Below are 23,102 nucleotides of genomic sequence, written 5' to 3'. Positions count from 1 at the left end.
ACATTTGCATAGGCGCCCGGGACAATATGGGCGCGTTCGCGCGGGGGACACGTGAACTACCACTGGAACTGGGGAATTTTCTTCGAGCCGAACCCGATGGGGACCGGCACCTATCTCGACATGCTGCTGTCGGGCCTGGCGCTGACCATCAAGACGGCGCTGCTCGCCTGGGTGATCGCGCTGATCTTCGGCTCGATCGTCGGCGTCATGCGCACGTTGCCGTCGCGGGGCTCCTACTGGTTCGGCTTCTGCTGGGTCGAGTTCTTCCGCAACATGCCGCTGCTGGTGCAGCTCTTCCTGTGGTTCTTCGTGCTGCCGGAACTGCTGCCGAAGGCCGCCGGCCTGTGGCTGAAGCAATTGCCGAACGCGCCGTTCTGGACGGCGGCGATCGGCGTCGGCTTCTTCATGTCGGCGCGCGTCGCGGTGCAATTGCAGGCGGGCATCGGTTCGCTGCCGCGCGGGCAGAAGATGGCCGCGACCGCGCTCGGGCTCACCACCGTGCAGGGCTACCGCTACGTGCTGCTGCCGATGGCGTTCCGCATCATCCTGCCGCCGCTGACCTCCGAGTTCCTCAACACCATCAAGAACACGGCGGTCGCCATCACCATCGGCCTGATCGAGCTGACCGGACAGGCGCGCTCGATGCAGGAATTCTCGTTCCAGGTGTTCGAGGCCTTCACGGCCGCGACGCTCCTCTATCTCCTCGTCAACGCCGTCGTCGTGACCGCGATGCGCTATCTCGAGCGCTACGTCGCGATCCCCGGCTACATCACGGGGAAATAGCGCCATGCTCGGGAGTTTCGATTTCGACGTCATCCGCAGGTCGCTGCCCTACCTGTTCTACGAGGGCATGACCTTCACGCTGACGCTGACCGCGCTCGCCGCGCTCGGCGGCCTGATCTTTGGCACGGCGATCGCCCTGATGCGGCTGTCCGGCTACAAGACCCTCGGGCGCATCGCCGGCCTCTATGTCGACTTCATGCGCTCGCTGCCGCTGGTGCTGGTGATCTTCTGGTTCTACTTCCTGGTGCCCTATATCGGGCAGTGGGTGACCGGCGCCTCGCGTCCGATCAGCGTCGGCGCGTTCGCCTCCTCGCTCATCACCTTCATCATGTTCGAGGCGGCGTATTTCTCCGAGATCATGCGCGCCGGCATCCAGTCGATCTCGCGCGGCCAGCCGGCCGCGGCGAGCGCGCTGGGATTGAGCTACGCCCAGACCATGCGCTACGTCGTGCTGCCGCAGGCGTTTCGCAACATGCTCCCCGTGCTGCTGACCCAGACCATCGTGCTGTTCCAGGACACCTCGCTGGTCTACGTGCTGTCGATCCCGGATTTCCTGGGCGCGGCCAGCAAGGTCGCGCAGCGCGACGGGCGTCTCGTCGAAATGTATCTGTTCGCCGCCGTCGTCTACTTCACCATTTCCTGTATCGCGTCTTTCGGCGTTCGTCGCCTGCAGTCGCGCATCGCCATCATTCGCTAGAGCGTGTCGGTCATGATCGAAATCAGCCACGTCAACAAATGGTACAGCCCGACCTTCCAGGTGCTGACCGACTGTACCACCAGCGTCACCAAGGGCGAGGTCGTCGTCGTTTGCGGCCCCTCGGGCTCGGGCAAGTCGACGCTGATCAAATGCGTCAACGCGCTGGAGCCGTTCCAGAGCGGCGACATCTCGGTCGACGGCACCAAGGTCAACGATCCCAAGACCAATCTGCCGAAGCTGCGCTCGCGCGTCGGCATGGTGTTCCAGCATTTCGAGCTGTTTCCGCACCTCAAGATCATCGACAATCTCTGCCTCGCGCAGGAGAAGGTGCTGGGCCGTGGGCACGACAAATCGGTCACCAAGGGCATGCAGCTGCTGGAGCGCGTCGGCCTGAAGGAGCAGGCGCAGAAATTTCCGGCGCAGCTCTCCGGCGGCCAGCAGCAGCGCGTTGCGATTGCACGCGCGCTGGCGATGGATCCGATCGTCATGCTGTTCGACGAGCCGACCTCGGCGCTCGATCCCGAAATGGTCAGCGAGGTGCTGGACGTCATGGTCGACCTCGCCCGTGAAGGCATGACCATGATGGTCGTCACCCACGAGATGGGCTTCGCCCGCAAGGTCGCCAACCGCGTCATCTTCATGGACCGCGGCGAGATCGTCGAGGACGCCCCGAAGGACGACTTCTTCGGCAAGCCCCGCAGCGACCGCGCGCAGAAGTTCTTGTCGAAGATCCTGTCGCACTGACCTCCGCCGTCATTCCGGGGCGCCTCGTAGAGGCGAACTATGGTGCGCAATTGCGCACCTGAGAATCTCGAGATTCCGGGCTCATTCGCTTTGCGAATGCCCCGGAATGACGAAACGAGGGGTGATCGGCGCCCCCAACTGGCGTATACACGCGCAAATCCCCATCCCCTCCCAGGAGACCTGCCTTGGACCCGCTCGCCTATGTCAACGGCTCATTCGTCCCGCTCTCGGAAGCCAAGATCTCGGTCCTCGACCGCGGTTTCCTGTTCGCCGACGGCATCTACGAGGTCTCGGCCGTGCTGGACGGCAAGCTGGTCGACAACGCCTCGCACCTGGCGCGGCTGGAGCGGTCGGTCGGCGAGATCAGCCTGAAGCTGCCGGAGACGATCGAGCGCATCACCGAGATCCAGAAGGAGCTGATCGCGCGCAACAAGGTCGGAAGCGGCCTCGTCTACCTCCAGGTCACGCGTGGCGCCGACAAGGGCCGCGACTTCCCGTTCCCCAAGTGTGACGTCAAGTCGAGCCTGGTGATGTTCACCTCGGAGAAGGACATCATCAACGCCCCCGTGGCAAAGACCGGCATCAACGTGATTACGGTGCCCGACATCCGCTGGGAGCGGCGCGACATCAAGAGCGTCGCGCTGCTGGCGCAGGTGCTGGCGAAGCAGGCCGCGGCCGAAGCCGGAGCCGGCGAAGCTTGGATGCTGCAGGATGGCTATGTGACCGAAGGCGGCTCGTCCACGGCGTTCATCCTGACCAAGGACGATGTCATCGTCACCCGCCAGAACTCCAACGCGATCCTGCCGGGCTGCACCCGCAAAGCCGTGATCGCGCTCGCGGAGGAACGCCAGCTCCGCGTCGAGGAGCGTTCCTTCACCGTCGCCGAAGCGCTTTCCGCCAAGGAAGCGTTCATCACCAGCGCATCTTCGTTCGTGCAGCCGGTGGTCGCGCTCGACGGCAAGAAGATCGGCGACGGCAAGCCCGGCCCGATGGCGACGCGGCTGCGCGAGATTTATGTGGAGTTCGCCAAGGCGACGGCGGTCTGAGCGTCATACTCCGCTATCGTAGGGTGGGCAAAGCGAAGCGTGCCCACCATTCCTTCAGCGAATGCGTGAGAAGACGTGGGCACGGCGCAAGTGCGCCTTTGCCCACCCTACGAGGCTGTGCGTAAGGCGATACTGTGGCCTACGCCACCGATGCCTTCACCTTCACCGGATGCACCGCGCGGAACGCAATCGCGATCCTGTTCCAGGCATTGATGGCGCCGATCAGCATGGTCAGGTTCACCGTGTCCGCGTCGGAGAATTGCGCGCGGACCTGTTCGTAGACGTCATCGGGCGCATGCGTCTCAGAGATCAGCGTCACGGCTTCCGTCCAGGCCAGCGCAGCGCGCTCGCGGTCGGAATAGAGCGGGGATTCGCGCCAGGCGTTGAGCAGGTAAATGCGCTGCTCGGTCTCGCCGCGCTTGCGGGCGTCCTCGGTGTGCATGTTGATGCAGAAGGCGCAGCCGTTGATCTGTGAGGCCCGGATCTTGACCAGCTCGATCAGCGATTTCTCGAGGCCCGTCGACTGGATCTGCTCTTCCAGCGCCATCAGCGCCTTCATGGTGTCGGGAGCGGCTTGGTAGAAATTCATGCGGGGCTTCATGGTCGTTCTCCTTTTCTCCGGTTGGGATCAGTGGGCTCCGCCGGCCGAGACCTGGCCGGGCTTCATCAGAAAGAATACGGCGATCAGAGCGACGATCAGTGCCATGCCGAGCAGATAGAAAGTGTCGCTGAAGGCGAAGATATAGGCCTGCTTCTGCACGATGTGGCCGATCGCAACATAGGCGCGATGCGACGCGTCCGCACGGTCGAGGATGCCGTGATTGATGAAATATTGCGTGAGCTGCTCGAGCCGCGTGCGGGTGGCCTGCTCGAACACCGAGACCGACTGCATCAGCACGTTGGAGTGATATTGCTCGCGCTTGGTCAGCAGCGTCTGCAACAGCGCGATGCCGACGGCGCCGCCGAGATTGCGCATCATGTTGAACAGGCCGGAGGCCGAGCCGGCATTCTCCGCCTCGATGCCGGCGGTTGCGACCGCCGACAATGGTGCCATCACAAGCGCCTGGCCGATGGCGCGAACGACGTTGGGCCACAACAGCTGGTCTGCGGCGTAGTCGTTGGTCATGTAGATGTTCATGAAGTTCGAGGCCGCGAACAGCACGAAGCCGATGCCGATGATGATCCGCGCGTCGAATTTCTGCATCAGGCGCGGCACCAGCGGGATCAGCAGGAGCTGCGGCAGTCCGGTCCAGGCCAGCACCATGCCGATCTGCTCGGCATTGTAGCCCTGGATGCGCGCCAGATATTGCGGCAGGATGAACACCGAGCCGTACAGCGCGATGCCGAGCAGGAAGTTCGCGAGCATGCCGAAGCCGAAATTGCGGCGGACCAGCAGGCGCAGATTGAGCAGCGGCTTCTTCACCGTGAGCTCGATGACCAGGAAGGCGGTCAGCGTCACGGCTGCGATGATCGAGAGCTTGACGATGAAGGGCGAGCCGAACCAGTCGTCCTTGTTGCCTTCCTCCAGCACGGTCTGCAGCGCGGAGAGCCCGATCGCCATGGTGATGATGCCGGCCCAGTCGCCCTCGCGCAGCAGCGAAAGCTTCCCTGGCTTCGAGCGCGTACCAGAGCATGCCGACCATGATCGCGCCGGGCACGAGGTTGACGTAGAAGATGTACTGCCAGCCGAAATTCTCGGTGAGATAGCCGCCGATGGTCGGGCCGATCGCCGGCGCGAACGTTGCCGACAGAGCGAACAGCGCAAGTCCGACCGGCTGCTTGCCGCGCGGCAGCAGCGTGATGATCAGCGTGAAGGCCATCGGGATCAGCACGCCGCCGGTAAAACCCTGCACGGCGCGCAGCACGATCATCTGCGGCAGGTCTTGCGCCAGCGCGCAGGCCGCGGACAGAAGCAGGAACAGGACCGCATTGGTCAGCAGATAGATGCGGATCGAGAACACCTGCGCCAGCCAGCCCGAGAGCGGGATCACCACGATCTCCGCGATCAGGTAGGACGTCGAGATCCAGCCGCCGTCGTCGATGCCGGCGCCGATCGCGCCCTGGATGTCCGCGAGCGAGGCGTTGACGATCTGGATGTTCAGCACCGCCATGAAGGCGCCGAGCGTCGCGCCGATCACCGCGATCCAGGTTTTGGCGGGCACCGCCGGAGTCGCGGGAGCGGCAGGGGCGGGGATGGTGGCGGCGGCGTTGAAGGCTGGTTGAAGCGTGCTCATGGAAGCCTCGTCTCGGGTACGGAGACAGGATGCGTTAGGCGGGTGGTTTCGATAATCGAGAAAGTCCTGGAAAGATCATCCGGCAGGATTTGATAATCCCGGCGGAGGCTTCCCGGCCTCAGCCGCCGTTCGGGCGCGTCGTATTGTCGGCGAGACGCTTGGCCGTCTCGCGTTCGGCCAGCACCGTCGCCTTCGTGTCGACCGTCGGCACCGCGGACATGCCGGGCCGCAGCAAGCCGGTGAGGCTGTGATCGTCGAGCACGATCTTCACGGGCACGCGCTGCACGATCTTGGTGAAGTTGCCGGTGGCGTTGTCCGGCGGCAGCAGTGCGAATTCAAGTCCGCTGGCCGGCGACAGGCTGTCGACATGGCCGCGCAGGGTCTGGTTGCGAAAACTGTCGACGTGCAGCTCGACCGGCTGGCCGGGACGCACATGGGTCAGCTGCGTCTCCTTGAAGTTGGCGACGACATAGACCGCATCGAGCGGCACCACCGCCATCAACTGCGTGCCGGCCTGCACATATTGGCCGACGCGCAAGGAGCGGGCGCCGACCGTGCCGTCCACCGGCGCGGTGATTTCGGTATAGGACAGGTTCAGTGCCGCCTGCTGCGCGACCGCGCGGGCGCGTTCGAGCTGGGCGGTGGCCTGGGCGCGCTGGGTGGTGAGCACGTCGACCTTGCGCTGCGCGGCCACGAGGCCAGATTTCGCGTGCTGCAATTGCGCGTTGCTGGCGCGCAGCGCCGCATCGGTCTGCTGCGCGCGCTGGATCGTGCCGGAGCCCGACTTCATGAGGTCGTCGTAGCGGGCGCGCTCCTCCTGCGCGAATTTCAGATTGGCGTCCGCAGCCGCGACGTCGGCCGTGCTTTGTTCGATGATCGGTTGCTGCAGTTCGAGCTGGGCATCGATGTTACGCACCGAGGCTTCGCCGGCGGCGACGTCGGCGCGAGCCTGATCCAGCGCCGCCTTGAAGTCGCGGTCGTCGATCCTGGCGAGGAGCTGGCCCGCCCTGACCTTCTCGTTGTCGCCGACCAGCACTTTGGCGATGTAGCCGGAGACTTTTGGCGCGATGATCGTGGAGTCCGCCTTCACATAGGCGTCGTCGGTGGTCTCAAGGTAGCGGCCGTAGGTCCAGTAATCGTGGCCGTAGTAGACCATGGTGGCCGTGCCTGCGAGGAGGGCGAGCACCAGGGCCGCGCGCCGGACCATGTTCCGGGCCGGGACAGCCGGCGCCTTGGCGTAATCGCGAGTGATTTCAGTTGCTTGCTGGAAGGTCTCGGTGCGGGGCATCTCGGACATTGCGGTCTCCTGTCGGCTCGCTGAGACTATCGGTCTTGCCGGCTCCAGTGATAATTGGCTAAATTCTGGAAGGATTATCCATTGGGGGTGGATAATCGGAGCCGTCACTTTGGTTTGTGATGTCTACCGGGCCGAGGCCGCGGCTGCCCCAGAGCGATTGCCGCCTCTGTCGCGCGATTGCTGCCGAGACGTGCGTCCTCTGCCAGGCCAAGCTGCAAGCGGGGACGCGCCATGTGTGTGAACTGATGATCCGGGAGGAATTCTCGCGATTATCGATCCGAAGCGGATAATCAGGCGGCCATGGATCGATTGACGAGCCTCGAAGTGTTCAGCCGGGTGGTCGAGACCGGCGGCTTCTCCGCAGCAGCCCGCAAGCTCAACATGTCGACCACCATGGTGAGCAATCACGTTCAGGCGCTGGAAGACCGGCTCGGGGTCAGGCTGCTTCACCGCACCACGCGCAAGGTCAACCTGACCGAAATCGGCAAGGCCTATTACGATCGCTGCGTCCAGATCCTCGCCGATCTCGAACAGGCCGACGACATCGCGAGCGAGTTGCAGTCGGTGCCCCGAGGCACGCTGTGCATTCACGTTGCCACCCACATGGTGCCGTTCGTGGCGCCGGTGGTGGCGAAACTGCTGTCGGCCTATCCGGAGCTCAAGATCGATCTGCGCATGGGCGAGGCCGATGTCGATCTCATCGAGGAAGGCTACGATGTTGCCCTGCGCATGACGCCGCCGCCGGATTCGAGCCTGATCGTGCGGAGCCTCGCCACCTGGCGTCACGTGCTGTGCTGCTCCCATGATTACATCGAGAAGCACGGCCGGGTGCAGAAGCTCGACGAGCTCACCGCGCATAATTGCGGTCGTCACCTGAACTATCCGTTTGGCGACGAATGGCGTTTCCTCGATCGCAAGGGCGCGCCGGCTTCGGTACGCATCTCCGGCAGCTTCGTCACCAACAGCGGTGAAGCGCTGCGGAAGGTCGCGCTGGAGGGGGCGGCGGTGTGCCTGATGGCGGGGTTTCTCATTCAGGACGACCTCGAAGCCGGCCGCCTCGTGCGCCTGTTGCCGGAATATCGGACGGTCGAGCTGTCCATGAATGCGGTCTATCCGCACCGCCATCATCTGTCGGCGAAGGTCAGGACCTTCATCGACATGCTCGCGCACCACAGCGCCGAGCAGCAGAAACTGATCAACCCGTATTCGTGAGCGACGCGGCGGCAGAGCCGTAGGGTGGGTTAGCCTTGCGAACTGCGCGAAGCGCAGACCGCAGGGCGTAACCCACCACTGCCTCTCTCCGCGGAAGCAGAAGAGGTGGATTACGCCTTCGGCTAATCCACCCTACGATCTCATCAGTCGCGGCGGCGGCAGCCGTCCAAACACTCCGTCGAGCGCCATTCCGATCGCGAGCAGCCGGCGATCACTGCCCGCGGGGCCATCCAGCTCGAGCCCGATCGGCAATCTGCTGCTGGCACCGAGCGCGATCGGGATCTGGATGCCGGGAATGCCGGCATTGCTGCCTGGATCGGTGTTCTGGATGAACAGGCCGAAATTCTCGAGGCTGCTGGACTCGGGGTCGGAGGGAATGGCGACGCGCGGCGTGGTCGGGAAGGCGATCGCATCGAGCCGGTTGTCGGCAAAGCTCCTTGCGTACAACGCCTGCAGCGCGGGCCGAACGGTCTTGATCGCGGCATCATAGATCGGCTTGGCGTCAACCAGCGAGCTATCGGGCGCGGGCAGTTTGCGCGGGATCACCAGGCCATCATAGGTGCCCTTGACGTCGGCGCTGGCAATCTTCTCCGCCACTGCCTCGATGGTGAGGCCGGTGCCGGTGTGCTTGAGATAGGCGACCAGATCGTCATGGGCTTCGTACAGCGCGATGGGAAAGCTGGCCTGGCCGTCGAGCTCGGCCAGCCGTGGCATCTCGATCTCGATGACCGTGACGCCTTGCGCCTTCATTTTTGCGACTGCCGCCTGAAACGCGGCCTCGGTGTCGGCATCGAGATTGACCAGCATCGATTTCACGATGCCGACGCGAACCTGCCTCAGATCGGCCGGCGCAAGCGCATCGCCACCCGCGATCACGCGATCGAGCAGGGCGACGTCGGCCATGGTCGCGGCCATCGGACCTGCGGTATCGCGGGTGTGCGAGATCGGCGCGATCCCCTCTTGCGGATAGCGGCCGACGGTCGGACGCAGCGAGGCGCATCCGTTCAGGGCGGCGGGGACCCGCACCGATCCGCCGGTGTCGGTGCCGAGCCCGCCCGCGACGATCCGCGCGCCGATCGCCGCGCCCGTGCCTGACGAGGAGCCGCCGGCGATCAGGGCGCGATCATAGGCGTTGCGCACGCCGTATTCGGCACCGCTCTTGAATGCGGTGTTGTAGCCGGAGATGCCGAAGGCCAGCTCGTGCATGCTGGTCTTGCCGATGATGACGGCGCCCGCGGCGCGCAGCTTGGCCACAACAGGCGCATCGGCCTTCGGGATGTAATCCTTCAGCGCCGGGGTGCCGGCGCTGCATGGCAGTCCCGCGACCTCGATATTGTCCTTGATCACGATCGGCACACCGCCGAGCGGTTTTGTCTTATCACCCGTCGCGTCGAACGCCGCTGCCGCCTTCAAGGCACCGGCCTCGTCCAGGGTGACGAAGGCATTGAGCTCGGCGTTGGCCTTGGCGCGGGCCAGGGCTTCCCGGGTGAGCGCGGTGCTCGTGATTGTCCCGGCGCTGAGGCCGGCCGCGGCCTCGGTCAGCGTCAACTGGTCGAAATCCATGATGCGTCACCCGCGATTGCAAGGGCGCCATCAGGGCGCCCCCTTGGGTTCAGAGGCTGAAGCCTCGGCGACGCCACGTCAACCGTAGGCGTGCATCCTTGCCGGCGAGGGTGTGTCGAGTTCAGCGAACTGCCGTTCGACCTCGCTCTTCACCTTCACGATCGCGGCATCTTTGACCGGGCCATAGCCCCGGATATCCATCGGACCTTTGGCAATCGCCACGAGATTTGGCAGATGCGTCGCGTCGAGGTTCCGCAGCATCCGTTCGATCAGGCCCTCATACCAAGCAATCAGCTCTCGCTCGGCGCGCCGTTCCGCGGTGTAGCCGAACGGATCGAACGGCGTCCCGCGCAATCCCTTCAATCGCGAGAGCGCGGCGAGCGGCATCTGGATCCACTGGCCGAAGGCGCGCTTGCGCGGCCGGCCGCGAGCGTCGCGTCGCGAGGACAGGAACGGTGGGGCAAGGTGATATTGGACGCTGAAGCCGTCCTCGAACTCGCGCTTCAACGCGTCGAGAAAACCGCTTCGCATGTGCAGACGCGCCACCTCGTACTCGTCCTTGTAGGCCATCAGCTTGAACAGCGCGCGGGCAACCGCTTCGGTCAGCGCCTCGCTGTTCAGGCCGGCTTCGGCATTGCGGACTCTTGCGACCATCGCCCGGTAACGCGTCGCATAGGCCTCGTTCTGATAGGCCGTGAGGAACTCGCCGCGCCGGGCAATGAGCTGGTCGAGCGTCTCGGCTTCCGGCGCATCGTCCGCCTTCGGCAGAAAGTCCGGATCGGCGGCGGCGATCCGGCCCCAGGCAAAGGCCTGCTTGTTGCGTTCGACCGCGACGCCATTGAGCTCGATCGCACGTAGCAGCGCCAACAGCGAGACCGGAACCAGTCCGTGCTGCCAGGCAAAACCCAGCATGATGATGTTGGCATAGACGGCGTCGCCCAGCAGCCGTTCGGCCAGCGCGTTGGCGTTGATGGTGTCGAGGTTGCCGTCGCCAATCACCTGCCGGATCGCGCGCAGGCGGGCTGGCGAAGCGAGATCGGCGTCACGGAAGCGAACGACGTCGCCGGTCGGCATCTCCGCGGTGTTGACGGCGGCACGCGTGCTGCGGCGATAGGTGCCGGACGCCTTTGGCGAGGAGCTGACGACGAGATCGCAGCCGATCAGCGCGTCGGCCGCGCCCTGGTCGATGCGGACCTGATGCAGCGCTTCAGGGCTCGCGGCGAGGCGAATATAGCTCAGCACAGGCCCAAACTTCTGCGCGAAGCCCGTAAAGTCCAGCACCGAGACGCCAAAGCGTTCGAGATGCGCGGCCATGCCGATCAGCGCGCCGACCGTGATCACGCCGGTGCCGCCGACGCCGGTCACCAGCAGGTCGTAAGGCCGGTCAAGCGTGGCGGGCGTGGGCAACGGAAGCGTGGCGGCGCGGCCGGCCGCATCGATCTGGCTCGCGCTCTTCTTTCGCCGCGTCGCGCCTTCGACCGTCACGAAACTCGGGCAAAAGCCGTTGAGGCAGGAAAAATCCTTGTTGCACGCCGACAGGTTGATCTGCCGCTTGCGGCCGAACGGCGTCTCCTTCGGCTCGACGCTGAGGCAGTTGGATTCCACCGAGCAGTCGCCGCAGCCCTCGCAGACGAGGTCGTTGATGTAGGCAAAGCGTTTCGGGTCAGTCATCTGGCCGCGCTTGCGCCGGCGTCGCTTCTCGGTGGCGCAGGTCTGCTGGTAGATCAGCACCGAAACGCCGGGGATGTCGCGCAGCTCGCGCTGCACGGCATCCATCTCCTCGCGGGGGTGGATGGTGACGCCGCCGGGCAGGTCCGTCGGGTTGAAATGCGCGGGATCGTCCGAGACGAGCGCGATGCGCTCAACGCCTTCGGCGCGGACGCTGTGCGCGATGGCGTGCACGCTGACGGGACCGTCGACCGGCTGGCCGCCGGTCATCGCGACGGCGTCGTTGAACAGGATCTTGTAGGTGATGTTGGCCTTGGCGGCGATCGCCTGCCGGATCGCCATCGAGCCCGAATGATAATAGGTGCCTTCGCCGAGATTCTGGAAAACATGCTTGTGGCCGGTGAAGCGTGATGACGCCGCCCAGTTCACGCCCTCGCCGCCCATCTGGATCAGCGACGAGGTCTCGCGGTCCATCCAGCTCGCCATGAAATGGCAGCCGATGCCGGCCAGCGCCTTCGATCCCTCCGGCACCTTTGTCGAGGTGTTGTGCGGACAACCGGAGCAGAAATAGGGCGTGCGCGTTGCGCCCGCGACGTTGATCGTGCGCGCGGCCTCCGGCATCAAGGCGGCTGCGCGGGCGGCAAGATTGAGTCCCGGAAACATCGGATCAAGCCTGCGCGCCAGCACGCTCGCCAGCGCGCGCGGCGACAATTCGCCGATCCAGGAGATCAGCCTAGCGCCGGTTTCGTCATGCTTGCCCACCATGCGCTCCGGCTTGCTGCCGGGATAATCGTAAAAATATTCCTTGAACTGGCTCTCGATGATGCCGCGCTTCTCCTCGACCACGAGGATCTCGCGCTTGCCCTTCACGAAGTCCATGGCGTCATGCAACGCCAGCGGCCAGACCATGCCGACCTTGTAGACGTCGATGCCGATGCTGCGGCAGGTCGTTTCATCGAGGCCCATCAGCCGCAGCGCTTCCATCAAATCGAGATGCGCCTTGCCTGTCGTGACGATGCCGTAGGTCGCGCCGGGGATGTCGTAGATGTGGCGATCGATCGGGTTGGCCTTTGCAAAGGCATAGACCGCGTGCTTCTTCGCTTCCAGCCGCTCCTCGATCTGCGGACCCGGCAAATCGGGCCAGCGATAATGCAGGCCGCCCGGCGGCGGCGTGAAGTCGGGCGCGCGGAAGGGGCGTGGCGGGCGCAGCGCGACGGATGCGCCCGATTCCACAATCTCCGAGATCGCCTTGAAGCCGACCCACATGCCGGAGAAGCGGCTCAGCGCGTAGCCATATTCGCCGAACGCCAGATATTCGCCGACATCGGCCGGGTGCAGCGTCGGCATGAACCAGCTCATGAAGGCGACGTCGGACTGGTGCGGCATCGACGATGACACGCAGCCGTGGTCGTCGCCGGCGACCACCAGCACGCCGCCATGCGGCGAGGAGCCGTAGGCATTGCCGTGCTTGAGCGCGTCGCCGGAACGATCGACGCCGGGGCCCTTGCCATACCAGAGACCGAACACGCCATCGGCCTCGCGGTCGGCTTGCGTTTCGACCTGCTGCGAGCCGAGCACCGCCGTGGCCGCGAGGTCCTCGTTCACTGCGGGGAGGAATTCGATGCGGTCCCGCTTCAACCGCTCCTGGATGCGCCACAGCTCGAGATCGACGCCGCCGAGCGGCGAGCCGCGATAGCCGGAGATGAAGCCCGCGGTGTTGAGTCCGTTCGCCCGGTCGCGCCTCGCCTGGTCGAGCGCGATGCGGACGATGGCCTGCGTGCCCGTGAGGAACACGCGGCCCTCCTCGCGATCATAGCGATCGGAGAGATCGTAAGTGTCGAGTGACGGAATGACGTCCATGGCGGACCTCGCGCGGCATCCTGCCCTAATGATGGAAGGTTATGCCTGGGAGGCTGGTAGGTCTTACCTATTTATCCCGTCATGATCACGAATTCGGTAGAATTTTGCGCAGGGCGATCAAATCTGGTAGAGATTCCCGACTTGGGAGGCTTCCATGATCGAAGAGCAGGACACGCGGATTCTCGCCCACCTCCAGAAGGACGGCCGCGCCACCAACCAGCAACTCGCAGACGAGGTCGGCATGTCCACCTCGGCCTGCTGGCGCCGGGTGCGGGCGCTGGAGGAGAGCGGTGTCATCCAGGGCTACGCGGCGCTGGTCGCGCGCGAGCAGGCGGGATTTACGATGTCGGCCATCCTCCACGTCTCGCTGGAGCGGCACGATGCGAAGTTCGTCGACGAATTCGTGGCCAGGGTCACGACGCGCCGCGAGGTGCTGGAATGTTTCGCGACCACGGGCGATGCCGACTATCATTTGCGCGTCGTGGTGCAGGACATGGCGGCCTACAACCGCTTCCTCGACGAGTTCATGTTCCGCATTCCCGGCATCCGCTACGTCCGCAGCAACGTGGTGCTGAAGGAGATCAAGACGAGCGTGGCGCTGCCGTTTTGAGGCACGGGAAGTGCCGTGTGCTCGCACCGCTCTCGTAGGGTGGGCAAAGCGAAGCGTGCCCACGATTTCTTTCACGACGTCGGAAAGATGGTGGGCAAAGGCGCTCTTGCGCCGTGTCCACCATCTCGCTCGATCTGCGAAGGTTGGTGGGCACGCTACGCTTTGCCCACCCTACGGCACTTTTGTCACCGCTGCTCCCGCACGAACCTGTTCCGCAACGTGCCGACACCGGTGATCTCGATCTCCACGACATCGCCGTGCTTGATGTCGGGCGAGGCACCATCGGTGCCCATCCAGATCACGTCGCCGGGCCATAGCGTGAAATATTTGGTCAACTCGACCAGGAACGGCACCACGCCGAAGATCATGTCGTTGGTGTAGAAGCGGTTGGTCTCCTTGCCGTTGACCCGGACGATGGTCTCCATCCTGGCAAGATTCGCCTCGGTCTCGATCCACGGGCCCATCGGCTTGAAGGTGTCGGCGTTTTTCGAGCGCCACAGGCTGCGATCTGCCTTCTGCCAGCTGCGTTCGCTGACGTCGTTGCCGATGGTGTAGCCGAACACGCAATCCATCGCGTTTTCTTTGGTGAGATGCTTCACCTTCTTGCCGATGACGACGACGAGCTCGCCTTCATAGTGGATCTTGTCCGTCGCCAGGGACGGGATCACGACCTCCTCATCATGGGCGATCAGCGCGTTCTGCGCGCGGTAGCCGATCTCGGGCCTATCAGGCACGGCCGGCACCTCGCCGCGCTTGTCGGCGGCTTCCTTCAGGTGCTTGAGGTAATTCAGGCCGACACAATAGAAGGTGCGCGGGATCAGCGGCAGCTCGATCTTGACGTCGCCAAGCGGATGCGTGCGCGAGCTGCGTTGCCATTCGCCAAAGGGATCGCCGTCGATCGCGATGACCTGATCGCCCTCAATGATCCCCCAGGAGGTCTTGCCCGCGGCGGTGAATTTCAGCCAGCGCATAGTGTGTCCTCGTCGTTACTCCGCGGCGTCGCGCGGCTGCACCTTCCAGGCCCCGGCGGCCGGCCGCTTGAGCCCGAGATTTTCGCGCAGCGTCTTGCCGCGGTAGTCCTTCTGGAACAGGCCGCGACGCTGCAATTCCGGCACGACGTGCTGCACGAAGTCGGCATAGGACCCGGGCACATAGGTCGCGGCGATGACGAAGCCGTCACAGCCGCGCTCGACGAACATTTCCTCCAGCTTGTCGGCGATCTCCTTCGGCCCGCCGACCATGGCGTCCTGCACCTGGCCGCGGCCGGAGAAGGTGACGAAGTCGCGCGCGCTCGGATTGCTCTTGCCAGAATTCTTCAGCACGCCGTCGCGAATGCCCAGAATGCCTTGCATGCTCTTCAAGTCCTCCGTCGTCAGGGGCTCGTCGAGATCCTTGGAGGCGAAGTCGTAGTTGAGCGCTTCGGCGAGCAGCGACAGCGCGTCGATCTGCAGCGGCAGCTTGTTGATCAGCGCCATCTTGTCCTCGGCCTCCGCCTTGGTTGCGGCGCAGACCGGCGTCGTCAGATTGCAGAGAAACATCTGGTCGGGATCGCGGCCGGCCTTGGCGGCCTCATTGCGCACGGCCGCATAGCCTTCCTTGGCGGCGGCGAGGTTGCGCGCGGCGGTGAAGATCACCTCGCCCCATCGCCCGGCAAAGCGCTGGCCGCGACCCGATGCGCCGGCCTGGATGATGACGGGATGGCCCTGTTGCGACCGCGGCACGGTGAACGGCCCGCGGGACTTGAAGGACGCTCCTTTGTGATCGAGCCGCTTCACCTTGCTGGGATCGGCAAAGCGGCCGCTTGTCTTGTCCATGATGATCGCGCCGTCCTCCCAGGTGTCCCAATGGCCGAGCACGACCTCCATGAACTCGTCGGCCTTGTCGTAGCGGGAATCATGTTCGGGATGGGAGTCGCGTCCCATGTTGAGCGCCTCGCCATCATTGAGCGAGGTCACGACGTTCCACCCCGCGCGCCCGCCCGACATCAGATCGAGCGTCGCGAAGCGGCGGGCGACGTCGAAGGGCTCGTAGTAGGTGGTCGAGCAGGTTGCGCCGAGGCCGAGCCTCTCGGTGACCATGCCCATCGTCGTCAGCACGATCAGCGGGTCCATCTTCACGCAGCGGATGCCGTATTCGACGGTGTGGGCGTGGTCGTTGCCGTAGCGGTCCGGCATCGCCAGGCGATCGTCGAAGAAGGCCATGTGAAACTTGCCGGCTTCGAGGATCTTTGCGATCTCCTGATAGTAATCCGCGGACATGGAGTCGTCGCGCGAGTCCGGATGCCGCCAGGAGCTCGGCAAGTTGGTGCAGTTTTGCGCCTGGAGGAAGCCGACCAATACCATCTGCCGATTCATGCTGCTGTTCTCCTGATAGCGTCAGGCGAGGCCAAGGACGGTGTCGAGCCGGTAGTCGCGCGCCAGCGCGCACAGCTTCTCCCAGGTCGCATCCTCGACCTCGATGCCGTCGCGCAGGCGCTGCTGCTCGCGCACGCCCTCGATCTCGCCGGGATAGTAGACGCCTGCGCTGCCCTCGGACGGCGGGGTCGACTTCAGATAGCGCGCGAATTCGGCGACCTCGCGCCTGAACTCCTCGAGCGGGCGGAACGCGGCGACGTTGAACACGGCCATGAAGCAGCCGTCATTGTGCCGCCCCGTGGGCTCGACGCCGAAACCGAGACCGGTGAGCAGGCCGCACAGCACCTCGACCATGGCGGCGAGGCCGCTGCCCTTGTAGCCCTCGGTGCCGCCGAGCGGCAGCAGCGCGCCGCCCTTGCGATATTGGGTCGGATCGGTGGTGTGCCGTCCTTCGGCATCGATGATCCAGCCGGTCGGGATCTCCTCGCTACGCGCGACGGCGAGCTGGATCTTGCCGGCAGCGACCGCCGAGGTCGCCATGTCCAGATAGAACGGCGCATCGAGGTCGGACGGCACCGCGATCGAGATCGGGTTGGTGCCGAGCCTCGCCTCCTTGCCGCCGAACGGCGCCACGTGCTTCGGCGAGCGGCCGGAATCCGCCGTCGCAATCCCGATCATGCCTTCGCGCATCGCCATCAAGGGATAGGCGGCGAGGCGGCCGACATGGCTCTGCCGGAACACGGTGCAGGCGGCGACGTTCGCCGTCTTCGCCTTCTCGATGGTCAGCGCCATCGCCTTGGCGTTGACGTGGAAGCCAAACCCCCAATGGCCGTCGATCACGGTCGTGGTCGGAGATTCCTGGACGATGGTCCATTTCGCGCCGGGCACGATGTGCCCTGCCTTGATGCGGTCGATATAGGTGGGAACGGCGATCACGCCGTGGGAGTCGTGGCCGGCGAGATTGGCGTTGACGCAGCCGGTCGCGACGGCGTCGGCTTCCTCCTCGGAAGCCCCGGCCGCCTGGAGCAGCGCGGCGCTGATGCGCGTGAGGCGGTCGGCCCTGACGAGCGGCATGGCGTTTCCCCGGCTTGGTGCCCTTAACAGGCAGCTTGGGGGCCATCGTCTCAAAGCAGAGCCGCGATATCAATCTCCCGTAAACCAATACAGGGCTGCAAATTCGTAAACGGAACACGCCTTTCGTCGAAGCTTCGTCCCGTGCGGCGGTATTCCCGACAGTTTTGCGGAGGCCGTTCGCAGCTCGTTCACTTTGATCGACGGTTTGCCCGGCGGAATAACGACCACTTAGGCGATCGCCGTTCATAAAGGCACCGGGAGAAATAGGCAGAAATGCCCGGGAGCTGAGATCGTGCCGACGACACTCGCGCGCACATTTGCGGCGCTGAGCGCCATCAATGAAGCGATCCTCTACGCGAGATCGCCGGACGAGCTGTACCAGAAGGTCTGCGACGCCGGATTTTCGAGCGGGGACTTTTTGGCCGTGGCCGTGTTCCTGGTGGGCCCGGATGGCCGGCGGCTGCGCTTTGCGGCCGGCTGTGGCGACGATATCCCGCGGCTGCGCTCGATCGAGATCACGACGGACGCCGGCACGCCGGAAGGATCGGGCGTCGGCGGCGAGGCATTTCGCGATCAGAAGCTGTGCGTCAGCAACGACTATCTGAACGATCCGCGCTCGCTGGCGTGGCGTGAGGGAGCCACCAAGGCGCATATCGGCGCGGCGGCGGCGTTGCCGCTGCTCTGCAACGGCAAGAGCGTCGGCGTGCTGTACGTGACGCGGAGCGAAGCCAATTCGCTGAACGAGCAGATGGTATCGCTGTTCGAGCGCATGTCGGCGAACATCTCCTACGCGCTGGACAATTTCGCGCGCGAGACCGCGCGGCAGACCAGCGAACGGGCGACACGCCGGCTCAACCGCATGTTCGGCGCCATCAGCGCCACCAACGAAGCGATCCTGCGGGCCAAGACCGAGCAGGAGCTGTACCAGCTCGTCTGCGACGCCTCCGTGCACAGCGGCAAGTCGCTGGCGACCATCGTGCTGCTCCGCGAAGCGGATTCGCACTGGATGAAGCCTGTCGCGGCCACCGGGCAGAACCTCGAGCTCGTGACCCAGGCGCGCTACTCGGTCGACCCGGAAAATCCCTACGGCAAGGGCATCTCCGGCGAGGTGTTCCGGACGCAGAAAGCCATCGTCGAGGACGATCTCGCCAGCCGCACCAAGGGCTCGCCGTGGGAGCAGGCCAACGTCAACACCGGCGTCGCCGCCTGCGTGGTCGCGCCGCTGATCAAGCGCGGCGAAAGCGTCGGCGTGCTCCTGTTCTTCATCAGCCGCTCCTGGGCCAAGGACGAGGAGATCGTCGCGCTGCTGCTGCGCATGGCCGAGAACGTCTCGTTCGCGATCGAGAATTTCGGCCGCGAGGCCGAGAAGGCCAGGATCGCGGCGGAGGAAGAGCGCCTGGCGCGCATGTATGCGGCGCTCAGCGCCACCAACGAAGCGATCCTGCGCGCGCGGTCGCGCTCCGAGCTGTTCGACCTCGTCTGCGAGGCGACGGCCAAAGGCGCCAAGTTCACCTCGGCCAGCATCGCGCTGGTCGACCAGCGCGCCGAGCTGCTGCGCGTGGTGGCGAGCTACGGACCGAATGCCGACCAGGTTCGCAACTTCAAGTTCTCGATCTCCGAGCAGGTGGCGGAAGGACGCGGGCTGACCGGCACCGCGTTCCGCACGCGCCAGCCTGCCGTCAGCAACGACGTGCTCGCCGACGACCGCATCGTGCCCTGGCAGGCCAGCGCCCGCCGCAACGGCATCGCGGCCTCCGCGGCGCTGCCGCTGTTCAACGGCGACCGGGTCGAGGGCGTATTCCTGTTCAACTCTCCGGAGTGCGGCACCTTCACGCCCGAACTCGTCGAGCTGCTGTGCAAGCTCCAGGCCAACGTCTCCTTTGCGCTGGAGAATTTCGACCGTGCCGAGGCGAAGGCCAAGGCCGAGATGCAGCGCAATCGCCTCAGGGGCATGCTCGAGGCGCTGAGCGCGACCAACGAGGCGATCATGCGGGTGAAGACCCGCGCCGAATTGTTCGAGGTGGTCTGCGAGGCGGCGGTGCTCGGCGGTACCTTCTCCTCCGCGACCATCGCCATGGTGGATGCAACGAGACACTATCTCGACATTGCCATGACCAAGGGCGAGAGCTGCGGCCTCGTCAAGGAATGGCGCTTCTCGACCTCGGCCGATGACCCGGAGGGACGCGGGCTCACCGGCACCTCCTTCCGTACGCGCACGCCCTGCATCGCCAACGATCTTCTCACCGACATCCGCACTGCGCACTGGCACCGGATCGCACGCACGCAAGGGACGAAATCGGGTGCCTGCTTCCCGTTGCTCAGCAACGGCGGCGAGGCCGTCGGCGTGTTGCTGTTCCTCTCGCCGGACGAGGGCGCCTTCACCCAGGATCTCATCCAGCTGCTGGGGCGGCTTGCCGAGAACGTCTCGTTCGCGCTCGACAATTTCGACCGGGCCGAGGAAAAGGCCCGCACCGAGGCGCAGAAGGAACGCCTGACGCGCATGTTCGCGGCGCTGAGCGCCACCAACGAGGCGATCATGCGGGCCAAGTCGCGCGCCGAGCTTTTCGACCTCGTCTGCCTCGCCGCGTCGAATGGCGCGAAATTCACCTCGACGACGATCGCGCTGGCAACGGAAGGCAGCGATCAGCTCGAGATCGTGGCGGCGGCCGGACCGTCCGCGGATACCACGCGCAACGTCCGTCTTTCCATCGACCCCGAGCGCCCCGAGGGGCGCGGCATGAGCGGCACGGCGTTCCGCACGCGCCAGCCCTGCATCAGCAACGACTATCTCAACGACGATCGCGTCCGGGTCTTCCATGCCATCGTGCGCGGCGACGGCGCGCGGTCGGGCGCGGCGTTTCCGCTCATCGCGCACGACCGTGCCGTCGGCGTCATGATCTACATGTCGACCGAGCCCGAAGCCTTCACGGAAGAGTTCGTCGAGCTGTTGCAGCGTCTGGCCGACAACGTCTCCTTCGCGATGGAGAATTTCGATCGGGCCGACGAGAAGAACCAGGCGGACGAGCGGATCGAGTATCTCGCCTCGCACGACAGCCTGACCGACCTGCCGAGCCGCGAGACCTTCAACGGGCTGCTGCGCGCGGCGATCGACACCGCGCAGCGCCACGACCACCGCTTTGCGGTCCTGTTCATCGATCTCGACCGCTTCAAGGTCATCAACGATTCGCTGGGGCACGAGGCCGGCGACCTGCTCCTGCTCGAGGTGGCGAACCGCCTGCGCGGCGCGCTGCGGGCAAGCGACGTGGTGGCGCGGCTCGGCGGCGACGAGTTCGTGGTCATTCTCGACCAGTGCGGCGAGATCGACGACGTCCAGCGCATCGCGACCGGGCTGCTCACGGCGCTCGCCGAGCCCATGGAGCTCGCCGGGCACGAGTGCCACACCACGGCCTCGATCGGCATCGCGATCTATCCGGCCAACGGCTCCGACGCGCAGACGCTGACCAAGAACGCCGACATGGCGATGTATCTCGCCAAGGAGGACGGCAAGAACGGCTACCGCTTCTTCTCCAAGGAGGTGAAGACCCAGTCGATCGAGCGGCTGTCGCTGGAAAGCGCGCTGCGCCGGGCGCTGGAGCGCGAGCAGTTCTCGCTGAACTATCAGCCCAAGGTGGACATGGAGACCGGCCAGATCACCGGCGTGGAAGCGCTGCTGCGCTGGACCCATCCCGATCTCGGCAGCGTCTCGCCCGCCCAGTTCATTCCGCTCGCGGAGGAAACCGGGCTGATCGTGCCGATCGGCCGCTGGGTGCTGAACGAGGCCTGCGCGCAGGCCATGGCCTGGCAGCGCCGCGGCCTGCTGCCGCTGTCGATGGCGGTCAACCTGTCGCCGCGGCAGTTCGCCGACGAGCATCTGCTGCAGGATGTCGACGAGGCGCTGGCGGCGTCCGGCATGTCGCCGGTTCTGCTCCAGCTGGAGGTCACCGAGAGCATGATGATGCGCAATGTCGGACGCGCGCTCAAGGTGCTCGACGCCATCCAGAGCCGCGGCATCCGCCTTGCGATCGATGATTTCGGCACCGGTTATTCGTCGATGTCGCTGATGAAGCACTTCCCGATCGACACCATCAAGATCGACCGCTCCTTCGTGCGCGACCTGCCGCAGGATTCGGAGGACCAGGCGATCGCGCAGGCGATCATCAGCATGGGCAAGGCGCTCGGCATGACCGTCGTTGCCGAAGGCGTCGAGAACGCCGAGCAGGAGGCGTTCCTGCGCAGCCATGGCTGCGACGAGATGCAGGGCTTCCTGATCTCGAAGCCGCTGCCGGCGAAGCAGATGGCCGAGCTGTTGCGGCCGATGGTCCTGCCTGTCGCCCCGCCGCTCCAGCCCGAGCCGGATCCGGTTGCCACCGCGGCTGCGGCGCTACGGCTGAAACGCGCTGTCGTCTGACGGCTGCGGGTGCAGCTCGCGGACCTCGTGATCGGCGCCCTCGGCAATGCTCGGAAAGTCCTGCGGTCCCGTCAGCGAGGTCTGCTCGACGAACAGCGCCAGAATCGTGCGCGCGCCGTCGGCGAAGCCCGCGCCCTCGTGCAAGCCGAGCTCGGCGCACCATGCGCGGCTCATCGGCTCCTGATCGTCGACCACCGCCATCGCAGGCCCCCACCACCAGGCCGGCGCAGGCGAGCGCTCGTCCGCGGGCACGACATGCCAGCGGACGAACTCATCCATCACGCGCTCGAACTCCAGGCGTGCAGCCTGATGCATTGGATCGATACTCCTTTGAATCCGCGCCTGATGACAGGCCGTCACGCAGATCCGATTGTGGTCCTGACATCAGGAAAAATCGGCTCGCGCAACAGGCGGGAGCCATGCATCCCGACCTCATCGTCGGTGATGCCCAAAAATGCGGCCGTCGGCGATACGCCAACGGCGGCAGCGTGCCTCCATTCTAGCCGTTTGGAGGCACGGCAGGCAAGGTACGGATGTTACGGTTGCTTAACGCGCCTTAAGCGGATGGGCCTTCTGGTGCCAGGCCCAGGCGGTGCGGATCACCGTCGGCAGGTCGGAGTGCCGCGGCACGAAGTTAAGAACTTTTCGCGCGGCGGAGGGATCGGCGACCAGGTAGGTGGGATCGCCGGCGCGGCGCGGCTTGACGGTGTGCGGCACCTCGCGCCCGGTCTCCTGCCTGATCGCGTCGAGGATCTGGCGCACCGAGAAGCCCGCGCCGGTGCCGAGGTTGAAGCTGCCGCCGGCATGTCCGGTTTCCAGAAGCTTCAGCGCCGCGACATGCGCGGCGGCAAGGTCGGTGACATGGATGTAGTCGCGGATCGCGGTGCCGTCGGGCGTGTCGTAATCGTCGCCGAACACGGCGAAGTCGACATGGCCCTGCAGCGCCATCATCGCGCGCGGAATGAGATGGGTCTCGTTGTCGCGCAATTCGCCGATGCCGCCGGCGGGATCGGCACCGCTGGCGTTGAAATAGCGCAGGCAGAAGGCACCGAAGCCATAGGCCGCACGATAATCGGCGAGCATGCGCTCGATCATCCATTTCGATGCGCCGTAGGGGTTGATCGGCGCGCAGGGGAAATCTTCCGGGAGTTCCTTGGAATCGGCATTGCCGTAGACGGCGCCGGTCGAGGAGAACACGATGCGATGGCAGCCGGCGTTGCGCATCGCCTGCAGCAGTGACAACGTGCCCTGTACGTTGTTGATGTAATATTTCTGCGGGTCGGTCATGGATTCGCCGACGAGGCTGGCGGCCGCGAAATGCATCACGGCGCCGACCTTGTGCTCGGCGAAGGCGCGCGCCAGCGCCGCGCCGTCGAGCAGATCGCCCGTCACGAGCGGCCCGGCGACGAAGCTGCGGTGACCTGTCGAGAGATTGTCATAAACGACGGGCTGATAGCCGGCGGCGGTCAGTGCGCGGCAGGCATGCGAGCCAATATAGCCTGCGCCTCCTGTGACGAGGACAGTCGGTCGATCGGTCATGTCGTATGCTACT

The 23,102-nt window shown here is 65.1% G+C and carries 16 protein-coding genes and 1 pseudogene; 7 read left to right on the top strand and 10 right to left on the bottom strand.

Annotation, left to right across the window (positions count from 1 at the left end):
- Positions 1-51: 51 nt before the first annotated feature.
- The 4 genes from XH79_RS28885 (at position 52) to XH79_RS28870 (ending at position 3,270) form a co-directional block, all read left to right on the top strand.
- Positions 52-783, top strand: a complete 732-nt coding sequence (locus XH79_RS28885) for an amino acid ABC transporter permease (protein ID WP_271583800.1) — start codon at positions 52-54, stop codon at positions 781-783.
- A gap of 4 nt (positions 784-787) precedes the next feature.
- A complete protein-coding gene (locus XH79_RS28880) occupies positions 788-1,480 on the top strand; it encodes an amino acid ABC transporter permease (RefSeq protein WP_018648486.1) in 693 nt (230 codons plus the stop codon).
- 12 nt (positions 1,481-1,492) lie between these two features.
- A complete protein-coding gene (locus XH79_RS28875; RefSeq protein WP_018648485.1) occupies positions 1,493-2,224 on the top strand; it encodes an amino acid ABC transporter ATP-binding protein in 732 nt (243 codons plus the stop codon).
- A gap of 185 nt (positions 2,225-2,409) precedes the next feature.
- Positions 2,410-3,270, top strand: a complete 861-nt coding sequence (locus XH79_RS28870) for a D-amino-acid transaminase (protein WP_271583799.1) — start codon at positions 2,410-2,412, stop codon at positions 3,268-3,270.
- A gap of 139 nt (positions 3,271-3,409) precedes the next feature.
- On the opposite strand, the gene XH79_RS28865 is transcribed toward XH79_RS28870, so the two are convergent.
- The 3 genes and pseudogenes from XH79_RS28865 to XH79_RS28855 all read right to left on the bottom strand — a co-directional run bounded on the left by XH79_RS28865 (position 3,410) and on the right by XH79_RS28855 (position 6,801).
- The gene (locus tag XH79_RS28865; RefSeq protein ID WP_212342004.1) at positions 3,410-3,871 is read right to left on the bottom strand and encodes a carboxymuconolactone decarboxylase family protein; all 462 of its coding nucleotides are present in this window, start codon (positions 3,869-3,871) and stop codon (positions 3,410-3,412) included.
- A 27-nt stretch (positions 3,872-3,898) separates the two neighbouring features.
- Positions 3,899-5,504: pseudogene (locus tag XH79_RS28860) on the bottom strand (MDR family MFS transporter).
- Positions 5,505-5,622: 118 nt separating this feature from the next.
- Positions 5,623-6,801 carry an HlyD family secretion protein gene (locus XH79_RS28855; RefSeq protein WP_271583798.1) on the bottom strand — a complete coding sequence of 393 codons (1,179 nt, stop codon included), beginning with the start codon at positions 6,799-6,801 and terminating at the stop codon, positions 5,623-5,625.
- Between the two features lie 300 nt (positions 6,802-7,101).
- Here XH79_RS28855 and XH79_RS28850 point away from each other — a divergent pair, with 300 nt between their 5' ends.
- The gene (locus tag XH79_RS28850; protein ID WP_212341998.1) at positions 7,102-8,013 is read left to right on the top strand and encodes a LysR family transcriptional regulator; all 912 of its coding nucleotides are present in this window, start codon (positions 7,102-7,104) and stop codon (positions 8,011-8,013) included.
- Positions 8,014-8,145: 132 nt separating this feature from the next.
- Here the strand turns inward: XH79_RS28850 and iaaH are convergent, their stop codons facing one another.
- Both iaaH and XH79_RS28840 read right to left on the bottom strand, forming a co-directional pair.
- On the bottom strand, positions 8,146-9,576 hold the full coding sequence (gene iaaH, locus XH79_RS28845; RefSeq protein WP_271583797.1) for an indoleacetamide hydrolase: 1,431 nt from the start codon (positions 9,574-9,576) through the stop codon (positions 8,146-8,148).
- A 78-nt stretch (positions 9,577-9,654) separates the two neighbouring features.
- Positions 9,655-13,104: an indolepyruvate ferredoxin oxidoreductase family protein gene (locus XH79_RS28840; protein WP_271583796.1), complete on the bottom strand. Its 3,450-nt coding sequence runs from the start codon at positions 13,102-13,104 to the stop codon at positions 9,655-9,657.
- A 154-nt stretch (positions 13,105-13,258) separates the two neighbouring features.
- On the opposite strand from XH79_RS28840, the gene XH79_RS28835 reads away from it, so the two are divergent.
- Positions 13,259-13,714, top strand: a complete 456-nt coding sequence (locus XH79_RS28835; protein WP_130365525.1) for an Lrp/AsnC family transcriptional regulator — start codon at positions 13,259-13,261, stop codon at positions 13,712-13,714.
- A gap of 185 nt (positions 13,715-13,899) precedes the next feature.
- Here the strand turns inward: XH79_RS28835 and XH79_RS28830 are convergent, their stop codons facing one another.
- The 3 genes from XH79_RS28830 to XH79_RS28820 are packed head-to-tail and all read right to left on the bottom strand — an operon-like array spanning position 13,900 to position 17,142.
- Positions 13,900-14,685 carry a fumarylacetoacetate hydrolase family protein gene (locus XH79_RS28830; protein ID WP_271583795.1) on the bottom strand — a complete coding sequence of 262 codons (786 nt, stop codon included), beginning with the start codon at positions 14,683-14,685 and terminating at the stop codon, positions 13,900-13,902.
- A gap of 15 nt (positions 14,686-14,700) precedes the next feature.
- Positions 14,701-16,068 (bottom strand): LLM class flavin-dependent oxidoreductase, encoded by a 1,368-nt coding sequence (locus tag XH79_RS28825; RefSeq protein ID WP_271583794.1) that lies wholly within the window; start codon positions 16,066-16,068, stop codon positions 14,701-14,703.
- A 21-nt stretch (positions 16,069-16,089) separates the two neighbouring features.
- On the bottom strand, positions 16,090-17,142 hold the full coding sequence (locus tag XH79_RS28820) for an Ldh family oxidoreductase (RefSeq protein ID WP_271583793.1): 1,053 nt from the start codon (positions 17,140-17,142) through the stop codon (positions 16,090-16,092).
- A 292-nt stretch (positions 17,143-17,434) separates the two neighbouring features.
- Between XH79_RS28820 and XH79_RS28815 the strand changes: the two genes are divergently transcribed.
- Positions 17,435-21,550: a bifunctional diguanylate cyclase/phosphodiesterase gene (locus tag XH79_RS28815; protein ID WP_271583792.1), complete on the top strand. Its 4,116-nt coding sequence runs from the start codon at positions 17,435-17,437 to the stop codon at positions 21,548-21,550.
- On the opposite strand, the gene XH79_RS28810 is transcribed toward XH79_RS28815, so the two are convergent.
- Together XH79_RS28810 and galE are read right to left on the bottom strand one after the other, a co-directional pair.
- Positions 21,524-21,865: a hypothetical protein gene (locus XH79_RS28810; RefSeq protein WP_271583791.1), complete on the bottom strand. Its 342-nt coding sequence runs from the start codon at positions 21,863-21,865 to the stop codon at positions 21,524-21,526. The genes XH79_RS28815 and XH79_RS28810 overlap by 27 nt on opposite strands.
- 231 nt (positions 21,866-22,096) lie before the next feature.
- A complete protein-coding gene (gene galE / locus XH79_RS28805) occupies positions 22,097-23,089 on the bottom strand; it encodes a UDP-glucose 4-epimerase GalE (protein WP_271583790.1) in 993 nt (330 codons plus the stop codon).
- Positions 23,090-23,102 lie beyond the last annotated feature (13 nt).

It is taken from the genome of Bradyrhizobium sp. CCBAU 45389 (genome assembly GCF_028128625.1).
GTDB lineage: Bacteria > Pseudomonadota > Alphaproteobacteria > Rhizobiales > Xanthobacteraceae > Bradyrhizobium > Bradyrhizobium liaoningense_B.
The sequence above is the reverse complement of the archived record's forward strand: the minus strand, read 5'-3'. Positions and strand labels throughout refer to the sequence as shown.